Annotated in this window: 15 protein-coding genes; all 15 read right to left on the bottom strand. The window is 41.2% G+C overall.

All coding sequences use genetic code 11. The features are described from left to right. Window positions 1-124: 124 nt before the first annotated feature. The 15 genes from KHS79_RS05840 to KHS79_RS05910 all read right to left on the bottom strand — a co-directional run bounded on the left by KHS79_RS05840 (window position 125) and on the right by KHS79_RS05910 (window position 20,723). Window positions 125-4,948 carry a baseplate J/gp47 family protein gene (locus tag KHS79_RS05840; protein WP_212717452.1) on the bottom strand — a complete coding sequence of 1,608 codons (4,824 nt, stop codon included), beginning with the start codon at window positions 4,946-4,948 and terminating at the stop codon, window positions 125-127. A gap of 242 nt (window positions 4,949-5,190) precedes the next feature. Continuing rightward, on the bottom strand, window positions 5,191-5,508 hold the full coding sequence (locus KHS79_RS05845; RefSeq protein ID WP_212717453.1) for a hypothetical protein: 318 nt from the start codon (window positions 5,506-5,508) through the stop codon (window positions 5,191-5,193). A 1,040-nt stretch (window positions 5,509-6,548) separates the two neighbouring features. Further along, a complete protein-coding gene (locus KHS79_RS05850; protein WP_212717454.1) occupies window positions 6,549-7,463 on the bottom strand; it encodes a hypothetical protein in 915 nt (304 codons plus the stop codon). Window positions 7,464-7,545: 82 nt separating this feature from the next. Continuing rightward, window positions 7,546-7,752 (bottom strand): hypothetical protein, encoded by a 207-nt coding sequence (locus tag KHS79_RS05855; protein ID WP_212717455.1) that lies wholly within the window; start codon window positions 7,750-7,752, stop codon window positions 7,546-7,548. A gap of 49 nt (window positions 7,753-7,801) precedes the next feature. Then, entirely contained in the window at window positions 7,802-7,966 is a 165-nt protein-coding gene (locus KHS79_RS05860) for a hypothetical protein (RefSeq protein WP_212717457.1), read from the bottom strand. Between the two features lie 39 nt (window positions 7,967-8,005). Beyond that, window positions 8,006-8,203 carry an RNA-dependent RNA polymerase family protein gene (locus KHS79_RS05865; protein WP_212717459.1) on the bottom strand — a complete coding sequence of 66 codons (198 nt, stop codon included), beginning with the start codon at window positions 8,201-8,203 and terminating at the stop codon, window positions 8,006-8,008. A 174-nt stretch (window positions 8,204-8,377) separates the two neighbouring features. After that, window positions 8,378-8,656, bottom strand: coding sequence for a hypothetical protein (locus tag KHS79_RS05870; protein ID WP_212717461.1), 279 nt, complete (start codon window positions 8,654-8,656; stop codon window positions 8,378-8,380). A gap of 32 nt (window positions 8,657-8,688) precedes the next feature. Beyond that, window positions 8,689-11,199 (bottom strand): GNAT family N-acetyltransferase, encoded by a 2,511-nt coding sequence (locus tag KHS79_RS05875; RefSeq protein ID WP_212717463.1) that lies wholly within the window; start codon window positions 11,197-11,199, stop codon window positions 8,689-8,691. 187 nt (window positions 11,200-11,386) lie between these two features. Further along, window positions 11,387-11,680: a PAAR domain-containing protein gene (locus tag KHS79_RS05880; protein WP_233468250.1), complete on the bottom strand. Its 294-nt coding sequence runs from the start codon at window positions 11,678-11,680 to the stop codon at window positions 11,387-11,389. Beyond that, the gene (locus KHS79_RS05885) at window positions 11,655-13,835 is read right to left on the bottom strand and encodes an ATP-binding protein (protein WP_212717465.1); all 2,181 of its coding nucleotides are present in this window, start codon (window positions 13,833-13,835) and stop codon (window positions 11,655-11,657) included. Before KHS79_RS05885 ends, KHS79_RS05880 begins: the two co-directional genes overlap by 26 nt. A 12-nt stretch (window positions 13,836-13,847) precedes the next feature. After that, window positions 13,848-15,356, bottom strand: a complete 1,509-nt coding sequence (locus tag KHS79_RS05890; RefSeq protein ID WP_212717467.1) for an ATP-binding protein — start codon at window positions 15,354-15,356, stop codon at window positions 13,848-13,850. Further along, window positions 15,353-17,761, bottom strand: coding sequence for a contractile injection system tape measure protein (locus tag KHS79_RS05895; RefSeq protein ID WP_212717470.1), 2,409 nt, complete (start codon window positions 17,759-17,761; stop codon window positions 15,353-15,355). Before KHS79_RS05895 ends, KHS79_RS05890 begins: the two co-directional genes overlap by 4 nt. 38 nt (window positions 17,762-17,799) lie before the next feature. Beyond that, entirely contained in the window at window positions 17,800-18,252 is a 453-nt protein-coding gene (locus tag KHS79_RS05900) for a GPW/gp25 family protein (protein ID WP_212717479.1), read from the bottom strand. 84 nt (window positions 18,253-18,336) lie between these two features. After that, on the bottom strand, window positions 18,337-20,046 hold the full coding sequence (locus KHS79_RS05905) for a phage baseplate assembly protein V (protein WP_212717480.1): 1,710 nt from the start codon (window positions 20,044-20,046) through the stop codon (window positions 18,337-18,339). Between the two features lie 8 nt (window positions 20,047-20,054). Beyond that, window positions 20,055-20,723: a CIS tube protein gene (locus KHS79_RS05910; protein ID WP_212717483.1), complete on the bottom strand. Its 669-nt coding sequence runs from the start codon at window positions 20,721-20,723 to the stop codon at window positions 20,055-20,057. Between the last annotated feature and the right edge of the window lies 1 nt (window position 20,724).

The following is a 20,724-nucleotide window of genomic DNA, read 5'->3' on the forward strand; positions in this document are numbered from 1 at the left end:
GTAGTATGAAGTAGTAGGGTATTCTGTAACTGTGACATGGATGGCCCTTCAAGAGCAGTGGAAGACATACCCTACTACTTCATATATTTCGCATAAATAATTTCAAAATTTGGGAAAATAGTAGTTAATATTCAGGCGCAATAACTTGAAAGTCTAACCCAACAATCATATGCCCAATACCCTGAAAATCTTCTGCTTGAAAAACAGCCGTCGTGATCGTATCAATAATATGATTAGGTGCTGATGAAATAACACCATCTGGCACCCGCACGCGAACAATACCATCCGGTATATAGCCATAATTTAATTCATGATCACTCGCCCCCGGGTTTTGCAAATACACATCAACCACAGCCACATAGTCTACATATTCTAATCCCTCTAAATAATAAATTAATGCCGACCGATAAATAATGCCCCCCACTGTTGGCCGTTCTGCTAATTGATAACCCCAAGGGGATAAAAATTGTTGAATGGCACGATTTAATTGGCGCCGGTAATAACCTGCACTGCTCATGTCGTAAAATCGTACGGCTAAGCGGAATAACACTTGTTCAAACGTTGGGTTAACCACTTGTAGCCGCGCAAAAGGTGAGGTTAACGGCTGTAAATACTGTTGAATGCTATTTAAAGTCACTTGACTCACCTGGGGTTCTAACGGCACATCAGGGGCAAGATGGGTCACATCTGGCAACACCATTACCCGCACTTCCCCTTGATTATTTTCATCCAATTGGTTATTCGCCTGTTGCTCATCATAACCAAGACACTTGGCGTATATAATATCGGGAAATTGCTGCAGCACCAGTTGCTCATAATCCCTCAACATCGCGGCCCGTTGCCGATGCCCTAGCCGCTCACTGACTCGGGTGGCAAAAGCTTCATCCACTTCAGGGGAGCGTCCCCCAAAAGATGAATAAGGCTGTTTTATTTCAGCAATACTCCCCAATGACGTTACTAAGCCGGTAATCGAGTCAGCCGCTAAAACCGGGTTAATACTCTCGGGTTTATCTACAGCAACCAGCAAAGCCCCTTGGGCATAAATGGCCTCTAACCAGCTAGCTGCGTCAGCTCGATCAGTGACACTGATTTTTAACCAATATAAACCTTCATCCATTAATGGCCCTTCTGCACTAGCTGCTAACGGCAGCCGCAGTCGAAGCAGCCCCGGCTGGGTTAACCCTTGAGTAGCATCCCCCAAAAACTCCTCTGCTGATAAGGCTTGCCACCCTTGCAAGGTTCGACAGGCTATTCGCAAAGTGGGCGCGCCCAAACCAAACCGGCCTGTGCCATTCACCGTTTGCAACCATAAATTCAGCGTTTGCCCAGGTTTAGTGCCGCTAAGGCCCAAATATAAACTGCCTTCATCCACAAGTTTGGGTAATAAATAACTGCCTAATAGGCGAGCTTCTTGATTTAAAGTATGCACGATATCCAAACTACCAAAGGGGTATAAATGCACTAACTGATGGACATCGCTGGCATAATGATCAGCATACGGGTCAATCACGGCAGAGGCCGTATAGCCTACTGAAAACCGACTCAATTTAGGCGTATAAGGAGGGTATACCACCGTGGTAGTACCTTGCTGGCTATTCTTAGCCGCCACCATACTGGTGAGTGAAGGATAATAATGATGAAAAAAGTCAGGTCCCTGTAATTGCAACCGAAAATAGCGACGAAAATCTAACGGGTCCACTAACTCACTGGATTCCCCATCTAATAAGTGATAATAACCAGTGCGATTAAATCCTTGCAAATACGCCACCTGTTTTACACCTTGGCGATCTGCTTTAAACAAAGGCTTGGGGCTATCTATTGCTAACCAACTATTATTGCTGTATTGGCTTAACTGCACCGTAAAACTGTCTTCATCTACTTTAGTGGGCAGGCCTAATAAACCCGCTTCTGTATAAGTCTGGTAATGCTGCTCAAAGCTTGCTGGCAGCCCTGCCCAATGGAAAGTAAGCGATAAGCTATCCAGTTTTTTCTGCGATAACTCATTACAACCAAAATAACAATTGGCCCCTACCACTGGCGTAAAACCAAACGGCTCAAAAGGGCTGGCTGGGTCCATTAATGCGATATCAGTTTTTACCCGTAAATGCTGAATATCCGCCACGGTTACTTTTAAGCTGGCTTTATGCAGTCGAACCTGGCGGAAGAACTCATAAGGGATATCCACCTGTGGCCCAGCCATATTCGATGCCACCTCATTTTTTAGGCGAACTTCAAGCACCGGCAACCCTTTTGCCAGCCCCGCCATTTTAAAGTCAGGGCCAGGTGCCATCACCGCCGGGGCTGACTTAGGTAACACCAAGGTGAACCTTAGCCCAGGGTAAGCCGCTTTTTTTTCTACCTCCAAAGGTACTGGCTCACCAAAAGCTAAGGGGGCTGGCAGACGATGGGTTAAGGTTTTGGTGCGGGCCGTTGCAAACCGTTGCTCGGCGATATTTGAATTACTGTTGCCTGAATTATTGCCTGCACCATTATTAGAAGGGTCGTGCTCATCATTCGGCACTAGCCGATTAATTAGCAGCACCAAGCCATCGTTAAACTGCAATAGACGGTCTTCATCAGCCGCTGTAAATGCCTCGGTTTTACTGTCATCTGGAGCAAATTCAGCGCCGGAGATTGAGTAACTCCCTGCCAATGACTGGCTCTGCTGCCAAGTTAGCCCTGGGTATTGTTGAAACCAAAATCTTTCTTCTAATAAAGGCGCATCACCTATAGTCACAACCTGCGCTTTACCATTAACCACCGATTCAATCACCAGCAATTGGCCACCATCCCAAACAATAAACTCCCCTACATCACTGTCTTCAAAACGCTGGTCGGCCCCTTGGCTAAACACCACTTCTTGTTTGGCCACATCCAATGTAGCCCGAGTTAAATCGTTACTGGCTACATCCACCAGCCGAAGTGAAGCGGGTGGTTGGGCATTGTTATCAATCCGCAGCCGCCCGCTATACCACTGGTTATCTAGCCGCCCCTGAAAACTTAATTTCACGGCCTGCTGGCGTTGGGTTACCCCTTTTGCTGAAGTGGATTGGATTGAGGCTACATCCGCTGTGGCCATCACTTGCCAAATACCCCAATAGTGCTGGTGGCCAGTATCCAATATCAACACATCGTTTTCATTAACCCTTGTACCCAGCAAAGTGACCAGCAGCCATAGACGATTACTGCCATAGCGCTTAATCAGCTCATCCCCTAGCTGGTCTACCTCAACCTGGGCATTGGCATTCCCTCCCCTTGCAACTAACCCTTGCCACTCATCTGACCCACTTAAGCGAATATCAAAAGGCAACTGATTACGCTGGTTTAGCTGCTGTAAATCCTCTAATGGGAAGCCTTTGCTTTTACAGGCTAAGGTCAGCTCGATGGTTCGCACCCCAGACTCCAACTGCAGCAAAGGTGAGCTAATAGCAACCCCAGGGGCATAAAAAGCGCTGGGATCAGTAATCGCAGTCAGGCTAGGGTGATCTTGACTCAACCCAACACTGGCAAATGCCGATAATTGCCCGCCGCCTTCTGGGGTTTCAATGCGTTGCGGGTGCAAACAGCGGGTATCCGTAAACCCGGCCGGTGTATAGGCTTGTTGGCTACTGGTTTGTGCCGCTTGCTCTAACTTGGCATACACCGACTGCCATTGGTCTGGAGTAGCAGTACCAAAGTCATCCGCCTGTTTCACTACCATAATGGCAATAAAATCATCCACGCCCATGCCCAGGGCTTGTTCCACATAACGGCTGGCCAACAGATACTGATCGTGAGTTGCCGGTAATTGCAGTAAATCTAAATACAACGAATCGAAACTATCGCGATTACCAGGCAATGCAGGCATTGGATCACCTGGGTTAGGCTGACCTAATGCTCGGCGGAACATGGCCATTAGCCCGCCCGATTCCCGCTCCCGATGGTAGCCCACCATGGTTTGTTGCTGTTGTTTGTTTTGCCAAACCTGCTCTAGCAGTGCACAGCCAGCAGCCCACTCTTCCTTACTGGGTAAATCCTGCTGGGCCCGTTGCCGGCGGAGTAGTTCCATGCAGGCAAAAAAATCAGCTACCTGGCTAAAATACAACTGATCGCGGATATAATGGGTTGCTTCACTGGGGATAGGCTTACCATCACGGGTCGGGGCATACTGCTCATGTAATTCCAATAAAAAATCCACCGACACACTTTCATCCCAAAACTTCCCTGTCGGGTATGGGGGGAACTCATCCCCTTGGTAATACTGCCCTAAAACCCAGTGTAATACTTTAACAAACCCCTGCTGATAATGGCGGCGCATTTCATTTAACGTAAAATACTTGTCGTATCGCCGCAGGGTGCGCACGGCCATTAATTTGCCTTGGTTAACATTGGTATTATCAATTAATTGATAATGCAGCGGCGAGCCATCGGTTTTTTGCCCAGCCAAAAATAAGGTGCCTTTCATTAAGGCCTGTTCTTGATAACCGCCATTTAACCCCAATGCCACATGCACTTTATCAGCCACGCCTGGTTGCTTGCTCAACTGCAACACCTGTCGATAATAAAAATCAAAATGGCGTTGAGTAATGGCGGCTAAATCTTGTTTTGGCTGTTTTAATAAATGTAAAAACGTTAATAATAAAACCAATGCAGGGTTTTGAAAACTTGCTAGCACCTGTTGGGTATTATGATCAACATCAGCGCCACTTAATAATGCCTCTGGGTCATTAAAATAATTTAATAATTTTTCAGCAGGCAGGCTAAATAATTTATCCCAATGACCTGCTTGGTTATTTTGTTGGTTTATAAATGGCAATTGGCTGGCAAATGCATTTAAAAAACCCAACCAATCCTTCATAGACCGCTCTTCAATAGCGACCGTCGTTGGGTTTAACGCTGTTATTATACGATCAGTTTGGCGCAAGCCACTGCGTTCAATGGCTGCCTGAAAAGGGGATTGATTGGGCATAGGTTGTCCTACGAGTTTCCGTCTCTGTTTTTTTGGTTAAATCAAGGGAGTTGTGACAAGCCAATAACGAGTTGGTAAAGAGTCAGACTAAATGCAGCTTATAATTTATGGTATGAATTATTTTGTTTCGCTATGAAAAGGCAATCTATTAGGCGAAGGTTATTTTTTATTTGGCCCGTTAATCAACAAGCACTATGCCACATTAGGCACGCACTCCGGTTATTAATCGTTTGTGCATAGGTTTATAGAACAGGTTCAGTGTAAAACCGCTTACTGGTACCAATACCCCGCACCCTGGCGTTTCCTTGATGTTGACACCAGTGGCGTATATGATCAACCGCGCCCGCGCATCGAGAAAATCGACGGCTGAAGTGTTTCACTGTGGGTAGCCATTCGTCGGGCTTCATATTGAGCCTTTCAAGAATGGGTAATAGGTGCTTGGGAATATGTCCGATTTTATCATTCCTCATCGCACGACCAGTCCAGTCTACCAAAGCAAAATAATCAACATCATTAAAGGGAATGCCTTCGTGCACGTCAACAACACTCCGGCTTTTCATTCCCTATAAAGGGTAATAAGGTGGGGATTTTAAATTCTGTATCGGATACAGAGGTTGATGGTCAGTTATTACATTTTTTGTTTTTTGCCTCCGTTTGTAATTGTTGTTTAGACTTTTGTGTTCCGTTAACTTCAGGTAGTCGCTCAAGCCGGTTTTGGATTGACGTATAGTCAGAATTGTCAGGGAGTTTCGCCAACTTCGCGCGAATAGGATTTAAATCCACATAGGCATACAGGTTAAAATAGCCACCTCATCTAATAATGCCTTACGTTTAAAGCCCCCCTCTCACTAATTTATCGGGAATAAATTAGAACAGCTTTAGCTGGCCCCATAGGGGAAAACACCCGGTGTGTTGTTTATAAAAGCGGCCTTTGCAATTGTCTTCTTCATTGACTCATCGGGCCATATATTCGTTTTAGCAACGCATAAACCAGCTCTTATTCATTAAGCGATCACGCCACTCAGCCTCAAGCTCCTTAACGACTTGTAGTTTTGCATCGTGCTAAGGTTTTGCCTAGCTGGATAACCAACGACTAACTAATAGATTACCTTTAAATCAATTTCACCGCCACTTTGACTTGGCTTTATCCGACCACTGCTGTCCATTATCACCCTCGACTCGCACCACCACATTAAAATTATTGCCCATTCACTGCATAACCACAAACATCGATAGCGAATGCCTCCTATCATACTGCCCTCCGCTTAACTATCCATAACTTCCTATGTTTGTTACTGCGGCCCGGCACCCGATCATCCCCTCACTAGAACGCACTACCGTCACACTGTTTTACTCAGTTGTCGTTTGTTGGTACGCTTTGCTACTTGCTTCTTGTCGTGCGCTAGTCATGAGTTTTATTTTGTGTATTCCCTCCGTCCTTAAGTTTAGCGTTTTGAATCGTGATGTACTATCTTCGGGTTTCCTTCTATCCTCCTTAGTATTTTCGTAGGCGCGTCGCTAGGCTTCATGTCCTGTATTTGTTCCTCGATGGTTCCGTTCTCGAGTTGTTGAAGTGCTTTTCTCGTTGTTGGATTTGTTTTCACACACCAACTAGAGCGTTTATAATATGTTGATTCGTCATTTCCTTTTCATGAGGTTCGATGTCATCGTTCAAACCGCTGGAGGCTGTGAAGTTATTTGCGATGTAGTCTTTCCAGTCTTTAAATGCGCTATATGTGTCATCGGGAAAGTACGTACCTAGTTCTGTTACGTATATTGCTTCACGTTTCAGAGCGGGTGTTGGTATTCGCCACGACATTATTTTATCCTCGTGTGGTTTGTAAGCGAAGCCGGACCAGCGATGGTAGAGTGAGCAAAACATACAGTTTTGGTCGCGTTGTGATTGTTTGCCCTGATGTTCTATTACTGGTCGCGCATAGGGTAGCTGCGTTGTGTTGTCTTCTGCCGGCGCTACATTTAGTATTTGTGCAAGGAAAATTGCTCGAGTTTCCGCATGCATCACGGAGGTAGTCACTACGTCTTGTAGCTGTGCGTTGTAGTCTTTGTTCCGTGAGCTTAACATTTTTGTAGCCTCATCTTCATTCTTTGCTTTTTTATTTTTCGTCATTTTTTCAGTAATCCACTTATGCAGTGTTTTAGCATCAAGTTTTGGGTATATTTTCTCTTCGTTTTGCTCGGTACTATACACTCCCTGGTTATTGAAGGTTAGCCACCCTAAACCTTGATAATTGAATGCACTCACGTATCCGGCGTTGGTACCAGTTTTGAAGTTGGCTTTTTTAAGGTTGTCCATGTTTTTGCTGGCGGTTTCTTGCTCTTCTTCTAATTCCATTTCGTGTTTATTTTCCCGTGCGAGTGGCGTGTTCAAATATTGTCTTATGTTTGGGATCACACGGTTTTTCAAGTCTAGTTTGAGACTGCTTACACGGGTGCTAACTGAGGTCTTTGAGTTTTTAGAATCTGACTTTAACCAGTCTGGATGTTTTTGTTCCATTTATATTTTGCCTTCCTGTTATGTGTGGCTGAGTGTATTCTGTCAAAAAAAGACAGAGTGTAAAAAACAGGACACCCAAAAATTATTCCGCAGCAGCCAACGCCACCAAACAACCTTCAAGCGCCCCATCCAACTTCACTCCGCTTCTCACCCACTGCCACCACCGTTTGATATACGTTTTCACCGCTTCAACAGAAGCTGCTTGCTCATAAAGCCGAAGTTGTTTATCTCTATGGTTTGTCAAGGTTTTTTCGGCTAACAACACCCCAAGCCCTGCGGATGGACCCAAGCGATAGCCTAACCAGTCACAAAATTGTCAGGAACAATTTTGAACAGCTTTAGCTGGCCCGAAGGGTGAAAGGCAGGATGCCTGGAATAAACCCTTTAGTAATTCGACCAATAAATGTTTTATCTGGTGCTTTTTCCATTTTTAACACACTCAGCACCTGATTCATGAGTTTTACGCCGGTTCTTAATTGACGCTTGGTTTTAGTAAGTAACACCCAATCATCCGCTTTTTATTTAAAAAAGCCGCAGGCGCTCTACTCATAAACTAAATTATATTGTTTGGCATGGTTGGTTAATTGATTATCTAACTCAGCTAAAAATAAAGCACCTAACAAGGGTGTTAATGATGAGCCTTTAGTAATCCCTTTTTCAACGAAAAATAATTCACCATTAACATCATCTAAATGATTTAAAAATTGCGTGATTAAATCTAAAACAACTTCATCATTCATTACCCTGCGTAATTGCTCTATTAATATTGCATGATCAATACTGGCATAATAATAATTCACATCAGACTTTATTACACGGGTTTAACGTCTGCTATGTAAAGCGGTTGTTATTACCGGTGATTTGGAACCACCATGTCCCTTTAAGTGATAGCAGCAGGCGCTAATAGACAGCTTTTACGTTGTTGTAAGTACCAATGTTATTGCTTTTTGATCTAACGCATCTTGAGCATTTCTAACTCCAATGCACTGCCTGTCTTTTTTTGCAGGGTTTACATGGTGAAAATGATAGTCTCTGCCAGTTAACCGTTTTTGAATGATGTGTTTGATTGTTTGCCAATGAAAACGGCTGTGCCATTCGGAATTATTGTAATGACTATCCTTTCGGCTTTTACACAACCATTCAAAGGCTTCATCAATAATCTCATCACTGGCTAGTTGATGAATCAACGACAAAGGTCTTTATCTTCCAATGTTATACCCACCTATCATTTAATGAAATCAACAACATAATACAACTCCCGCTGCACATCACTAACTTCCACCGCTGCCCCATCAGCTACCCCCCTAAACCCAACCTTGCCTAACACCCGCTGTGAATGGCTATTATGTCCCCATACTGAAGTATAGAGCTGTTTTAACCCCATTTGTCGTGCTTGGTTTAAAGCCAACCTAGCCGCTCGGGTACCAAAGCCCCGGCATTGGTAGTCGGTGCCTATCCAAAAATAAAAGTAACCGGCACCATCTGTTTCTATGTCGACAAAATCAGGCAAGCCTGCAAAATTTTCTGTTAGCCGCTCAATGCTCACCACACCCACTAGGCCAACATTATCGTGTAATACTGCCATTATATGCCGCTGTGATTGCTGATCTTGAATAAAAGCTTGTGCTTGTTTCACATTACTGATTACTGGCAGCCGTGTTAATTGGGCTATGGTGGGGTCACGGTATTGTAAAGCTAACTCAGCAGCATGGTGTAAACCTAATGGCTCTAGCATTAATTCATTATCCCCGGCTTGGTCAGCATCATACCAACTACATTGCTGACAATAGGCTTGCCATTCTACAATATCACTGGCTAATTGAAGTACTTGTGTGTCATTAGGTGATAACTGTAGTGCTTGTTGAATGCATTGTTTAGCTAAGGGCTGAACACCAGTACTGTAGCCACAAAGGGCTAAATTATGCCATAGAGCGGTTTGATTAAGCGTGGACAGATTATTTGTAGTGCACTTAGGATTAGATTGTTCCGCCCATGCCAATACCCATTGTAAGCAATGTAAATAGATGGTTTTAGCTAGGCCCCAGCCACTTAAATCAATGGCTAATAAACCAAGGGTAAAGGCAAATTCTTCCTGCTCGCCGATTATAAAATACTGACTCCAGGTTTGCTGCAAACAGTCTAGCCAATCTAACCGACTATTAATAGGTACCCCTTGTTTTAATAACACCGGTAAAAACTGCTGGAGTACTATATAATCGTACTTGCTAAGCCGACAATAGCTGAGCATTTGCTCGCTGGTTAGCCCCTTTACTCGATTATGTAAACTACGTTTTACCATAAAAAAATCATCGGGATTAAAACCGGTCAACTGCTGTTCTACAACATGTTGCGTTGCTGGAAACTGCCTAGCAGCTACTTCATCTTTAAGTCTATCATTTGAGGTTGGCTGATTGATCATTAATACTTGATACACTAAACCCTGATCACGGTGTTGTTGTTGAAAATACCAGCTTGTTTCAGGATCATGGGAATTTTCAGATTTAGCCTTAATTACCTCTAACCATTGTGCCAATCCATGAAAATTAATGGGTAAAGAAAAACAACCATGGGCAGCTAAGCCTGGTAAGCCTTGCTGGCGCACTTGACTTAATTGGCTATAGCCTCTGTCAGCCATTAATAATAACAACAGACCACGGGCTAATTGTTGCAACTGTTGTATACAGTGCATCGCACTGGTAGGAAGTAACAATGGCTGACTGGATAAGTGTTTTAAATAATACTGCACTATCGATAATATATTCGGTTCTAGACTCGGTACTAACGTAGACGGGAATAACTCTGTATTTTCACCGTCTGCTAGCAGTGATTCACATGATACGGAATCACATAGCCGCCAGCGATAATGTAATTTCAAATTCTTAAACAACCCTTTGCCTTTGTGGTGCTTTTGAATAAATGCTTTTTCAGCACTTCTGTTAATAGACTCAATGGCAGCCTCACCCTGATAAAACTGCCCGTAATGACAATAGCCTAAGGTTTGGGGTAAACCAGTAAACACATAATTTGCAATAACGATTAAAGGGTTATTGCTTGCCTGAACTATTTGAGTTAATGCCGGGTTATCAAATGGATCTTTAGTGGCTTTTTTAACAGTGCTTTTGGGTTCAAGATCAACCTGAAGTACTTGCACTTGCCCAGACGCTAAATAAGGCGATAATTGTGGGTGTTGTTGTAAAAACTCACAATTTTTTGGTGCAAAATCACTGATAAGCAACACTAGCGGTAGATCAGCTAATCCATAATTTGGTAGCTTTTCTTCCAGTTGCTTTAATAAGTAATAAGCGAAACGACCAGACCCTGCACCTAGCTCTAACATATAGATTGGGCTATTTACATTGATGAGCTGCTGGCTCAAACAATCCAACAGGTAATGGATAATAATTTCAGCGTAACAGGCGGCCAGGGTTGGATTACTGGTAATATAATGGGGGACTTGTTTCGTTTGCCAAGCTGCCGGCCCTTGATCAATAAAATAATCCCGCTGCATTTGCCACAAAGGGGATTGACTAAATTCATAATAATCACCCACAAAGGCTGAATTAGCAGGGGGCGGTAATAAGCCTGCAGCTGTTGGGTCATAGTGAAGCAACTTCTCTTCCATTTGCTGGACATAGGCTGCTTGCCATTGTTTTTCATCTGCCTGCATTAATAGCGGTTGCGATTCCGTTAGCTGCAATTGTTGAAGTGCATGTACATCATTAATAAAAAATGTCATTTAACCACTAGCCTTTTTAACCATCCGCCTATTTACCAATTTTAAGATGACACAATTGCAAGAAATACCCACAGCGAAACTTTTTTAGGGGAGGCATCAAGCGATGAAACGAAGGAGCTTATAAAAAATAAGTGACTGAGTTGAAGAGAGCAGATAACAAACCCTAAAGATGGTTCGCGAAGGGTATTCATCCACCTATAAGCACCGTAGCTACCCCCTGCACAATAACCCCCCCATGGGCGGTAAGATCATTCTGTCGTGCTGCCCCTAACCCATTTATTTTTACATTAGTTGAGCCTTTGTTAATAGTATCTGGTGGACCTTGACAAACTAATGGGTCCCCTACCCTGGCAGCCGATTGACCACAAATGAGTACATTAGGGGAGCCTTGGCTAATGATGCCCCCTACATGGGGTTTTGGGCCAGGATCATTCACTGGGCATGTATGCTGGTGGCTAACCGTTGCTGCTGGCATTCCCATGATTTTCTCCACTCCTTAACCAATGTTTTAATTGATAAACTGCTGCTTTATTTTCTGTCTGTTTTTGTAGCTCTGTATTAATGTGATTGGCTAATAATGCTTTATCAATAATGGGTGGGTTGGTTTGATTAACCATCATTTTATCAGTTAACAGCTGGCGTTTTACTGCCTGGGTAATATTACTAATTTGCGCACCAGTTAAGGGAAATAGTAGGGCTAGCTCTTTTAAACAAATGGCATCAATTTTTGTGATTGCTTTTGGCCAATGGTACTGCCACAGTTTTTCTCGGATTTTTACATTGGGTAAATTGAGTTGAATCACCCAATCTAGGCGCCTAAAAAATGCTGGGTCGATATTATCTTGATAATTTGTGGCTAATAATAATAAGCCATTGAACTGTTCAATGCGCTGTAATAGATAATTAACCCCTAAGTTGGTGTTTTTATCTTGGGCATCTTGAACTGCCGTGCGACGTGTAAATAATGAATCGGCTTCATCAAAAAACAACACACAGGGTTGTTGCTCTGCTTGGTTAAACACTGCAGCTAAGTTTTTCTCCGTTTCGCCAATCCATTTACTGGCTATTTTTGCTAGATCCACCCGGTAGAGTGGTATTTGTAGTTCATTAGCTAGCGCTTGGGCACAGTGGGTCTTACCAGTACCCGGTGGACCATAGAGCAATACTTTTAACCCTGTTTTTATCGTGGTTGGCTGCTCTCTTATTTGGGCTAGATTATATTCAAACTGATGAATAATACTGTGTAATTGTTGTTGTATGCCTTTCTCTACAAAACAGTCTTGTAAACCAATGTTAGAAACCATCCGGGTAGCCACACCGGCCAACTGCTCTGGTTGGTTTTGAGTAGCCAAGGACATAAGGCGATCAATTATATTTTCTGGCATTATATCAGGGTCAAGATCATTCTGGCTGTTTTGCGAACACTGGTTTTCTATAAAATCCTCCTCCATAACTCGATGTGACAGCTGCATGATTTGCCCAGGTAAACAGGGAAAACGATGGACTAACGTTAGCCATTCATCTTCTGATATTGCTGCCCGTTTGATCCCATGCCGTTCATACTGATAACTAACAAAAGTTTGCCATAGTTGTGCTTGTACCGCTGGTTGAAATACATCAACAGTTAATTGGCCCTTAAAATACGGGGTTAAAACCATGGGTAAAGCTATTGAGTTTATTGTGGTGTTTTCTAATGGGTTATGGGTTAATTCACCAAATAAGAGTAATCTTGGTGCTTGGTTTAGCCAATTGGCAATAAGTTGCGCTACTGCTTTATTTTCTGCTAAGTAAGCCACCCCATTGGGCCAATATAAAATCCCATTGGTTAAAATCAAATAACGTAAGCAATCGATAAGTACCGTATGAAACTCTTGATATTGAGTTAACACTGCTTGATTTAGTTCATAAATCGGCTGGGATAATTGTTTAGCAAGCAATATCCCATAAGTACGCTTCCCTACTCCTTGGCCACCATTAATCACCAGAATTTGACCGGTTTGGCTTGTAGTTAATTTTTCTTGAATACTATAAGCTTTACAATCGCTATTAAAAATATCCACCACTGGCCAGGGTGGCTCTTTAAGGGGGGTTAATACCTCCTGAATTTCAGGTGGTAATATTTCGGTGGGCAATTGATGTAATTCATTTAACTGGTTTAATCGTGCTAAAAACCATTGTAGTAGGTCATGGGCTACCCATAAAGGCTGATATAGCTTTGCTGCACCTCTCCCCTGGACAGTTAATAGCCGCCAATGAAATAAAGGGGAATTATCCCACAGCTGGGATAAATAAGTATGGTGTGTCTGCTCAGTATCACAAATCATGGATATTAATAAGTCAATAGTAGGCTCTGGCTGCCCATGAAGCTTTTGGTAAATCACCCGATAACGAGGGTAAACACTAGGTAATACGGCTAATAATAAAATCATTAGCTCCAACCCGGTTAAATGGAAGCTTCGTTTTAAAGGCTGCAGCTGCGGAGATTCCGCCAATTGAACCTGCAACTGCTGAATATGCTGTTTAAGCATTTGCTGCTGTTCAGCAGTGTGCTCATGTGAATTAACATCAGCCAATAACCATTCATACAACTGTTGTGGAATGATTGCTGTCTGCTGAAAGAGGTCAGATAAGTTCATAAAATTGCCATTTTATAAATAAACACCTTCTTTTAATAACTCCCGCTTAATTCCCTGTAGCAACATTTCCTTTTGAATAACCGGCTGCTGATCATTAGGCAAGCTATTATCAATAGCCTCCAGGGCAAGGTTAAGCATAATATTGGTAATTAATCCACCACTGACCGGGTACTTCTTAGCAATTTCACGAAAATCAATATCATCTGCAAAAGCAATGGTTTCAGGCATGGCTTGTTGCCACAGTTGTAGCCGCTGTTGTTCATCAGGTAAGGGAAAATGTACTATAGACTGCAAACGCCGGGTAAAGGCTTCATCAATATTATCTTTTAAATTACTGGCTAAAATAATTAGCCCTGGGTAGGCTTCTATACGCTGTAATAAAAAACCAATTTCTTGGTTAGCATAGCGATCATTGGCCGTCTGTACGCTGGTACGCTGACTGAAAAGCGCATCCGCTTCATCAAAAAATAAAATCCATTGGTGCTGTTCTGCCGTATCAAATAATAACGCCAGGTTTTTGCTGGTTTCACCTACCCATTTAGATACCACTTGGGACAAGTCAACCCGATAAACAGGTAATCCAACCGACTGTTTAGCTGTATGATTCCCAAAGGTACTCACTTTACCTAATAAAGCTGCTGTTAAACTTTTACCTGTACCGGGGGGGCCATAAAACAAGGCACGATAACCAGGTTTAATGAGTTTATTGAGAACGGTATCTTTTTCCAATTGCTGCTTATACTGCAACCAACGTTTAATATCCACTAAACTGGTCGTCACACACTCTGCGACTACTAAATCATCCCATGTAAGCTGCGTCGCGAGGTGCTGTGCAGGAAAGTCAGCCAATGGGGTCAGAAACTGCGTTTCAGCGATACCCAGCCATTGCTGACAAGTGACAGGGTTTAATTGTAAAGGCTGTAACCAAAGGTCAGCATGATTACTCGATGACAACAACACTTTATGTTGCTGTAACGAATCCTTACCCTGCATATAAGGCAATAGTTGTAAGTGTATAGACAACCGTTGCTGACTATCATTATGAATGGTCAATGTAGACAGATTTGGTTGACCAAGCTGATTAGATTGCCTAGGCTGACAACTTGCCAATAACCAGGAAGCAGTTTGCCAGCTAGGTTCGATAGCGCCCTCCTCCTTACTATGCCCTTGGTTATTGACCCTTAATCCCGCTTGTGGATGCTGTTTTATTGGCAGTAATACCGCTGGTAATAAATAAGCAGCGAGTGCCAAATTAATAATCAGTCGCACCTTATTAAGCTCAGAATCATTTTGATAGTGTTGGTTTAACCATTGATGATAACCAATTAACTGAGGCTTTAATGGTGGAGGGGGGATTATTTGATACCATTGATTAACGTCACCTTCAACGGCATCACCCGTATTTAATCCATCAGTACTACACTGATTGTTATTCCTTTCTAAACGCAGTGCAGAGTCTATTAGTGCAGATAGCCAATCAAATTCATCAGCTAAATATTGTATTGAAACGTCATTATTCACAGGGTTTTACTCCAATGCACCGCCAATACTGAGTTCATCCATGGAAGTTTAACCGTATTAAATGACCAAGGGAGATGTTGTAATAATACATCTTGATTTTCTCTAGACACAGTTAACACCCAACCCGATTCAATAGAGGTTAATACCCCAGGCCGACGAATAAACAACTGTTGCAAACTAGTAATGGTTGCCTGATTAAAATGTTGCCAATGAGCTATCACTGCTTGTTGTAAATGAACCAGTTCAGCTTCGGCCTGTTCGGGTAGTTCAAGCACATCTATAGTTTCATCAACCCCAAGCCCACAAAAGATTTGGTGTAGAGGATTAGTGAACCCATTAGCATCAGGATTCAGGTTAAGCCTATTGAGTAAATTAACTCCCAGGTATGCCGTATACTCTTCATTATCATTAATAAAAAACTGATTATTTTTCAACCATCCTAGTTTGTTAAAAAGTGAGGTAAACCACGGGGTTAATAACACGACGCCAGCATTTTCAATTTGATATTCACTAATCATTGGATGAGACTGATCTGCGCTAATATTGGCCTGTAACTCGCCTGTGATATATCGATGGAGATCTTTTAACATCTGTAACCCAGGGTTTGATGGCTTTAGACTTGAAAAAGATTGTTTACTTGCCTGCTTGAATACTTGATAGGGTTGATTAGTTAATTTACCTGTTTTATTTAGCTTATTACTGAGCTGATTAGAAATATTAACGATTGCTGTATTGTTATCTGGATTCTGTTCTGATTGTTTATCTGTATGCGCTATAGCCGGTTGATTACTTTCACTATCGGTGGTGTTCGCAATATAATGCTCATTATTATTTTGATCACTTACTTCTATCATTAACTGTAAGTGTTGGAGCCATTGAAGTGGCAAGGGATAACCAAACAGTCTTTCGAAACGGTATAAAAATGCTTTATATAGGTCTACTATTTTAGTTTCTTGTTTATTTGAACTACCCGCATCAGCCATAGAAATCTGTATATATTGATCTAAGCTATTGATTAGTTGATCAAACTGTTTCTGGTAATTGTCAATATCCATTGAAGCAGTTTGAGGATGTGGACTTTGTGGTTGCTCGATGTCGTTAAAACCGGGGGAATCACTTGAATGAATCACTACTTGTTGTTTTAATTCTTTTAGCCGGTTATAGAGATTCAGTATTTCATTTTTTAAAGCATCAGCATTAATAACATTCTTATCTTTAACCAGCCAATTCAACGTTTGTCGTAGTTTTGGACATTGTGTTGGGGCTATTTTCATAAGAGGGTCGTTGTAGTGAATAATAAAGCGATTAATTAACTCACAAAGTTCATCTTGTATTAGATTGAAAGTTTTCGCCTTATCTGATCTAAAGTCACCCTTTTCAAACCCTGTTATTATCTTATTTATAAAGCATATCACTTCATCAAGTTGTGTTACCAACTTATTGTAAACAGTACTAGTGAATGGTTGATACATCCTTTTTTTATTGGTTGAGTCTACATTGTTGATAATTTTCTGCTTGGCTGGTTTGTGATTAATTGCTTGAGAGTCTGCGGGTTTAATAAGTAACCTGTTACTATCATTCTGGATAGTTGTTATCAGACTGCCCAGCTTCTCGTTGTAAGCTTTCCTTAACCATTTGATAAACTCATTATTGCCGTTTTTAATACTTACACTGGTTACTGGTTTGCACTTGTCTTCCTTAATAGATAATTTTTTTTTGTGTGATTCTTGGGTTTTATCTATAACAGGTTGATTATGCAAACTGATTATATAGCTTTCAGACCACTGCTGTAATAGTTTGTTTACAGAGTCTGGAAGTATTTGGTGATAGTTTTGTTGCCAGTGCAACTTAATTAATGCTAGAAAATCATCGGTATTTAATCTCATTTTAACTTCATTAGTATTAGCAACAAACTCACCGGCAATAGCATCTACTTCTTCAGTCATACTTCTACTAATAACACTATGAAGCAGAGAGCGAAGCTTTCTCAATAGTTGTTTAGACAAAAAGGAATTCAGCTTAATTGGGCTTTGCTGACTATCAGCTGGATAGCCATGCTTATCAATAATTTGTCTACCATTATTAGATAACTTCTCATCTTTATTAGTACTATAATGCTCATCATCTTTGAGTTCACCATCCAATTTTTCAAAGAATTGCTTAAATGCCATTGACAATGCTGTTTCTAATGAGCTTTTTAAAGTAGCAATATTGATTTCACCCAAGTTAATGGTTAACTCTTTAACTTCAATAGACTGACCGGATACTTTAGGCAAATATTGTTTATCGTATGCTTGGCAAATCATCCTCTCCAAACTGTTTTTATTTAATAAAAAGCCAAATTTGTTAAGGTTTCCAGGGTTATTTGAATCAATTAAAAATTTGCATTGTTTTATTACTGACATATAATCTATCCATCAACTTTTATTGTAATATTAACCGCTTAAAGTGATGTTGCAGGCTGAAGTGACTCATTTAAATAGTATGGAAACACTTGATTATAGCGGCTGTTGGTTTGAATAATTTGATACGCTATATTAATCCGTAATTTACCTATTATGGCATCTTCAATTGATAAAATAGTATCTTCTACGATTATTCTTGGCTCATAGTATAACAGAGAGTCTGCTACGGTTCTTTCAATGGCATTCAAGGTAGACCGATTAAGCTTTTCAAATACATACTGGCTTAAATCACAACCAAAATCAGGACGAGTAATAAAGGTACCCGGTTGGGTATTAATTATTATGTAAATTGACTCCGCTATTTTTGCTTCCCCAGACATGGTTGCTAAAGCAACTTCTTGCTCACCTGTTTTATAGCTACTGGGCTGTAACTGAAATAACGGCGGCATTGACCAACCGGAGCCGAGAAAGCTTTCTAAATGATTTATCATAATATACCCTTCTCGAATGGTTTTTTAAAAAATATATAGCCTAAGGCTTGAAGCTTATTAACATTTCATATTTTAGAGGTGCTCTTAGTTGATATTAACAGTCTGTCCTTTTACATTAGTAACAACACTTTGGTCACCGATTTCAGTTGGATTACCTTTGGCTTTGAGATTAGCTTTAGACTCTATAGCTACATTACTATCTGCATTAACAGTAATATTTTGTTTTGCTTTCATAGCAATATTAGCATCGGTATCTAATGTGATTTCTTTATCTGTTGTGACAGCAATGCCCTGTGGGTTTAATTTTAATGCTTGATTTTTATTAGTTGCGATAGATAACTCCCCAGTGGGTGTACCTAACAGTCCCCGTTGTATTTGCATTTGTTGATATTGCTTACTGACATCCTCTGGTTCTGCTCCTTGCTGGTCTGCTAAAAGCCCACCTAAAACCACAGGTTGCTTTGGGTCTTGGTTTAAAAACCCTACCAATACCTCGTCATCAATCTCTGGTCGTACAATAAATCCGTGGTTTTTTCCTGCTTCGGGATGACATAAGCGCGCAGTAATAATTTGTTCATTATTGGGTACCCCCATGGCAGGCAGTGCCACTTTAACGTCGAGACCAATTATTGCCTTCACAATACCAAGTTGTAAACCAGGTACTTGCCCTGTACGGTTGTTGTATTCATCTTTATTATTTATTGTTTGCCACATATGATTGGGCATGCCAATTTGCAACTGGGTTGCCCAACCCAATTGGTCTACTCGATGGGTGACACCTGTTACCCAATGTGTACCATTAAATACCTTTGAAAACCCATCCAACTCAATACTATCTTGTAGTTTAATAGCACTAGTGCCTTTAAGGGTTATAGAACCTGTAATTAGTTTTAATGCATGTTGTGTTGCAATAGCATTGGCCCACACTTGAGGCTCGCCTAATTCGGCAAAGGTTGTTCCCAGGGACTGGTGTATACTATAGCCCAACTCAGTTGCTATTTGACTTAAGGGAGGGTGCTGTGCAGTTAATTTAATATCTTGAGCTGGAGCGGGTGGTGTTAATAATGGAGCTTGATTCGCTCGTTGTTTACTGTTATCTAACGCATGGGTTTGAAACTGACCTGCTCCCCATTCAGGGTTATAAGTTAAATCAAAATCAACATTTGAACTTATCCCAAGTTTTAGTTTTCCCGCCTCACTAGCTGCAGGTGCAGGCCATTTTAGTTTACTAATCGTTAGTTCATTATTATCAGACCAAATAGAAAGTCCTATTGCTCGGCAGCGCTCCAATAAGAATTGCCAATCAGTCGTATGATACTGCACTAACTGTGTGTGCTTAAAAGCATCTGCAGGGGTTGCTTTAATCTGAAAATTAAGGCCGTTGGATTGATAATCACCTAATATTTTTTTAAAAACATCAAGGTCGGTTTGTTGATGGTATGTTGCAATACGGTAGTTATGACACAATAAAAAAGCAAGGTCTTTAGCAGTTATATAATGAGCACCTCCTTCTTCACTGCCTTTAAAACGGTGCTTAACAATGTTACCCTTGAAAAGTACCGCACCCGCCTGACCATCATTCATTTCCTTAATTTCTAATGATTTACCCGCCTTGAATTCATCTTGATCTAATGTGTTATATTGGTAACTGCTAAAATCAATATTTTTAAATAATAGTTCTGCTCTGGCTATTTTATTCACCGATTTACTGACTTCAAACTGTACCAATGAAAAATTACTAGCGGTCTGTTTACCATCTACAAATACTGTAAAGTAAGTGATTGACGAACTCATAGTACCCTCTAGCCCACAACTGATAAGGGTGGAATAATAATTCGACTACCTGTAACCAAGTTGGTCACATTATTTAACTTATTGACTTTAGCCAATTGCATATAAAACCGTGTACTTCCGTAATATTTTTTGGCTATCATAGGTAAGTTTTCTTTTGATGCAACGACATGCAGGTGAGTTAGATCAGGGGAACTTTTCTTATCCTGAGCACTTCGTTTTGCCTCCGATAAATCTTCTGTAAAACTACAATCAATGGTTGCTGCGATAGGTACCCCTTTTGTATCAAAAGCGGTATAATCAATAGAAGCATTATCCAATCGACAAAAGAACTCCTTTATGTCTCCCCAACTTATATTTAAAAAAGGAGGTTGATGTATTTTCCCAACCATACTTTGAGTTATATTTATAAAACTATCTACTTGCTTTGCAATTGGTTCATCTTCTTTAGTTCCTGTACCATCAAGCCTTAATTGTAAACTCAACTGTCTATTTCTACCATGTAGAAATCTCATCTGACTGCCTGAACTACCAATTGCATTATCAACTGTATAATTATTTTTTATCGAAAAGATAAATTTAAGGGGGTTAATTTTTAACTCAAAACTTCTAAGTACTTTTTTCCTATCAATATCCTCAAACGCTTCAATAGTCAGCTTTTCTGTGCGATTCTCACTCACA

This window comes from Zooshikella ganghwensis (genome assembly GCF_018263875.1).
Lineage (GTDB): Bacteria > Pseudomonadota > Gammaproteobacteria > Pseudomonadales > Zooshikellaceae > Zooshikella > Zooshikella ganghwensis.

What these genes read in the sequence shown, in the direction of transcription:
- KHS79_RS05840 (WP_212717452.1), bottom strand. Translation starts at nt 4,948, where the DNA reads ATGCCCAATCAATCCCCTTTTCAGGCAGCCATTGAACGCAGTGGCTTG.
- KHS79_RS05845 (WP_212717453.1), bottom strand. Translation starts at nt 5,508, where the DNA reads ATGAAAAGCCGGAGTGTTGTTGACGTGCACGAAGGCATTCCCTTTAAT.
- KHS79_RS05850 (WP_212717454.1), bottom strand. Translation starts at nt 7,463, where the DNA reads ATGGAACAAAAACATCCAGACTGGTTAAAGTCAGATTCTAAAAACTCA.
- KHS79_RS05865 (WP_212717459.1), bottom strand. Translation starts at nt 8,203, where the DNA reads ATGAATGATGAAGTTGTTTTAGATTTAATCACGCAATTTTTAAATCAT.
- KHS79_RS05875 (WP_212717463.1), bottom strand. Translation starts at nt 11,199, where the DNA reads ATGACATTTTTTATTAATGATGTACATGCACTTCAACAATTGCAGCTA.
- KHS79_RS05880 (WP_233468250.1), bottom strand. Translation starts at nt 11,680, where the DNA reads ATGGGAATGCCAGCAGCAACGGTTAGCCACCAGCATACATGCCCAGTG.
- KHS79_RS05885 (WP_212717465.1), bottom strand. Translation starts at nt 13,835, where the DNA reads ATGAACTTATCTGACCTCTTTCAGCAGACAGCAATCATTCCACAACAG.
- KHS79_RS05895 (WP_212717470.1), bottom strand. Translation starts at nt 17,761, where the DNA reads ATGTCAGTAATAAAACAATGCAAATTTTTAATTGATTCAAATAACCCT.
- KHS79_RS05900 (WP_212717479.1), bottom strand. Translation starts at nt 18,252, where the DNA reads ATGATAAATCATTTAGAAAGCTTTCTCGGCTCCGGTTGGTCAATGCCG.
- KHS79_RS05905 (WP_212717480.1), bottom strand. Translation starts at nt 20,046, where the DNA reads ATGAGTTCGTCAATCACTTACTTTACAGTATTTGTAGATGGTAAACAG.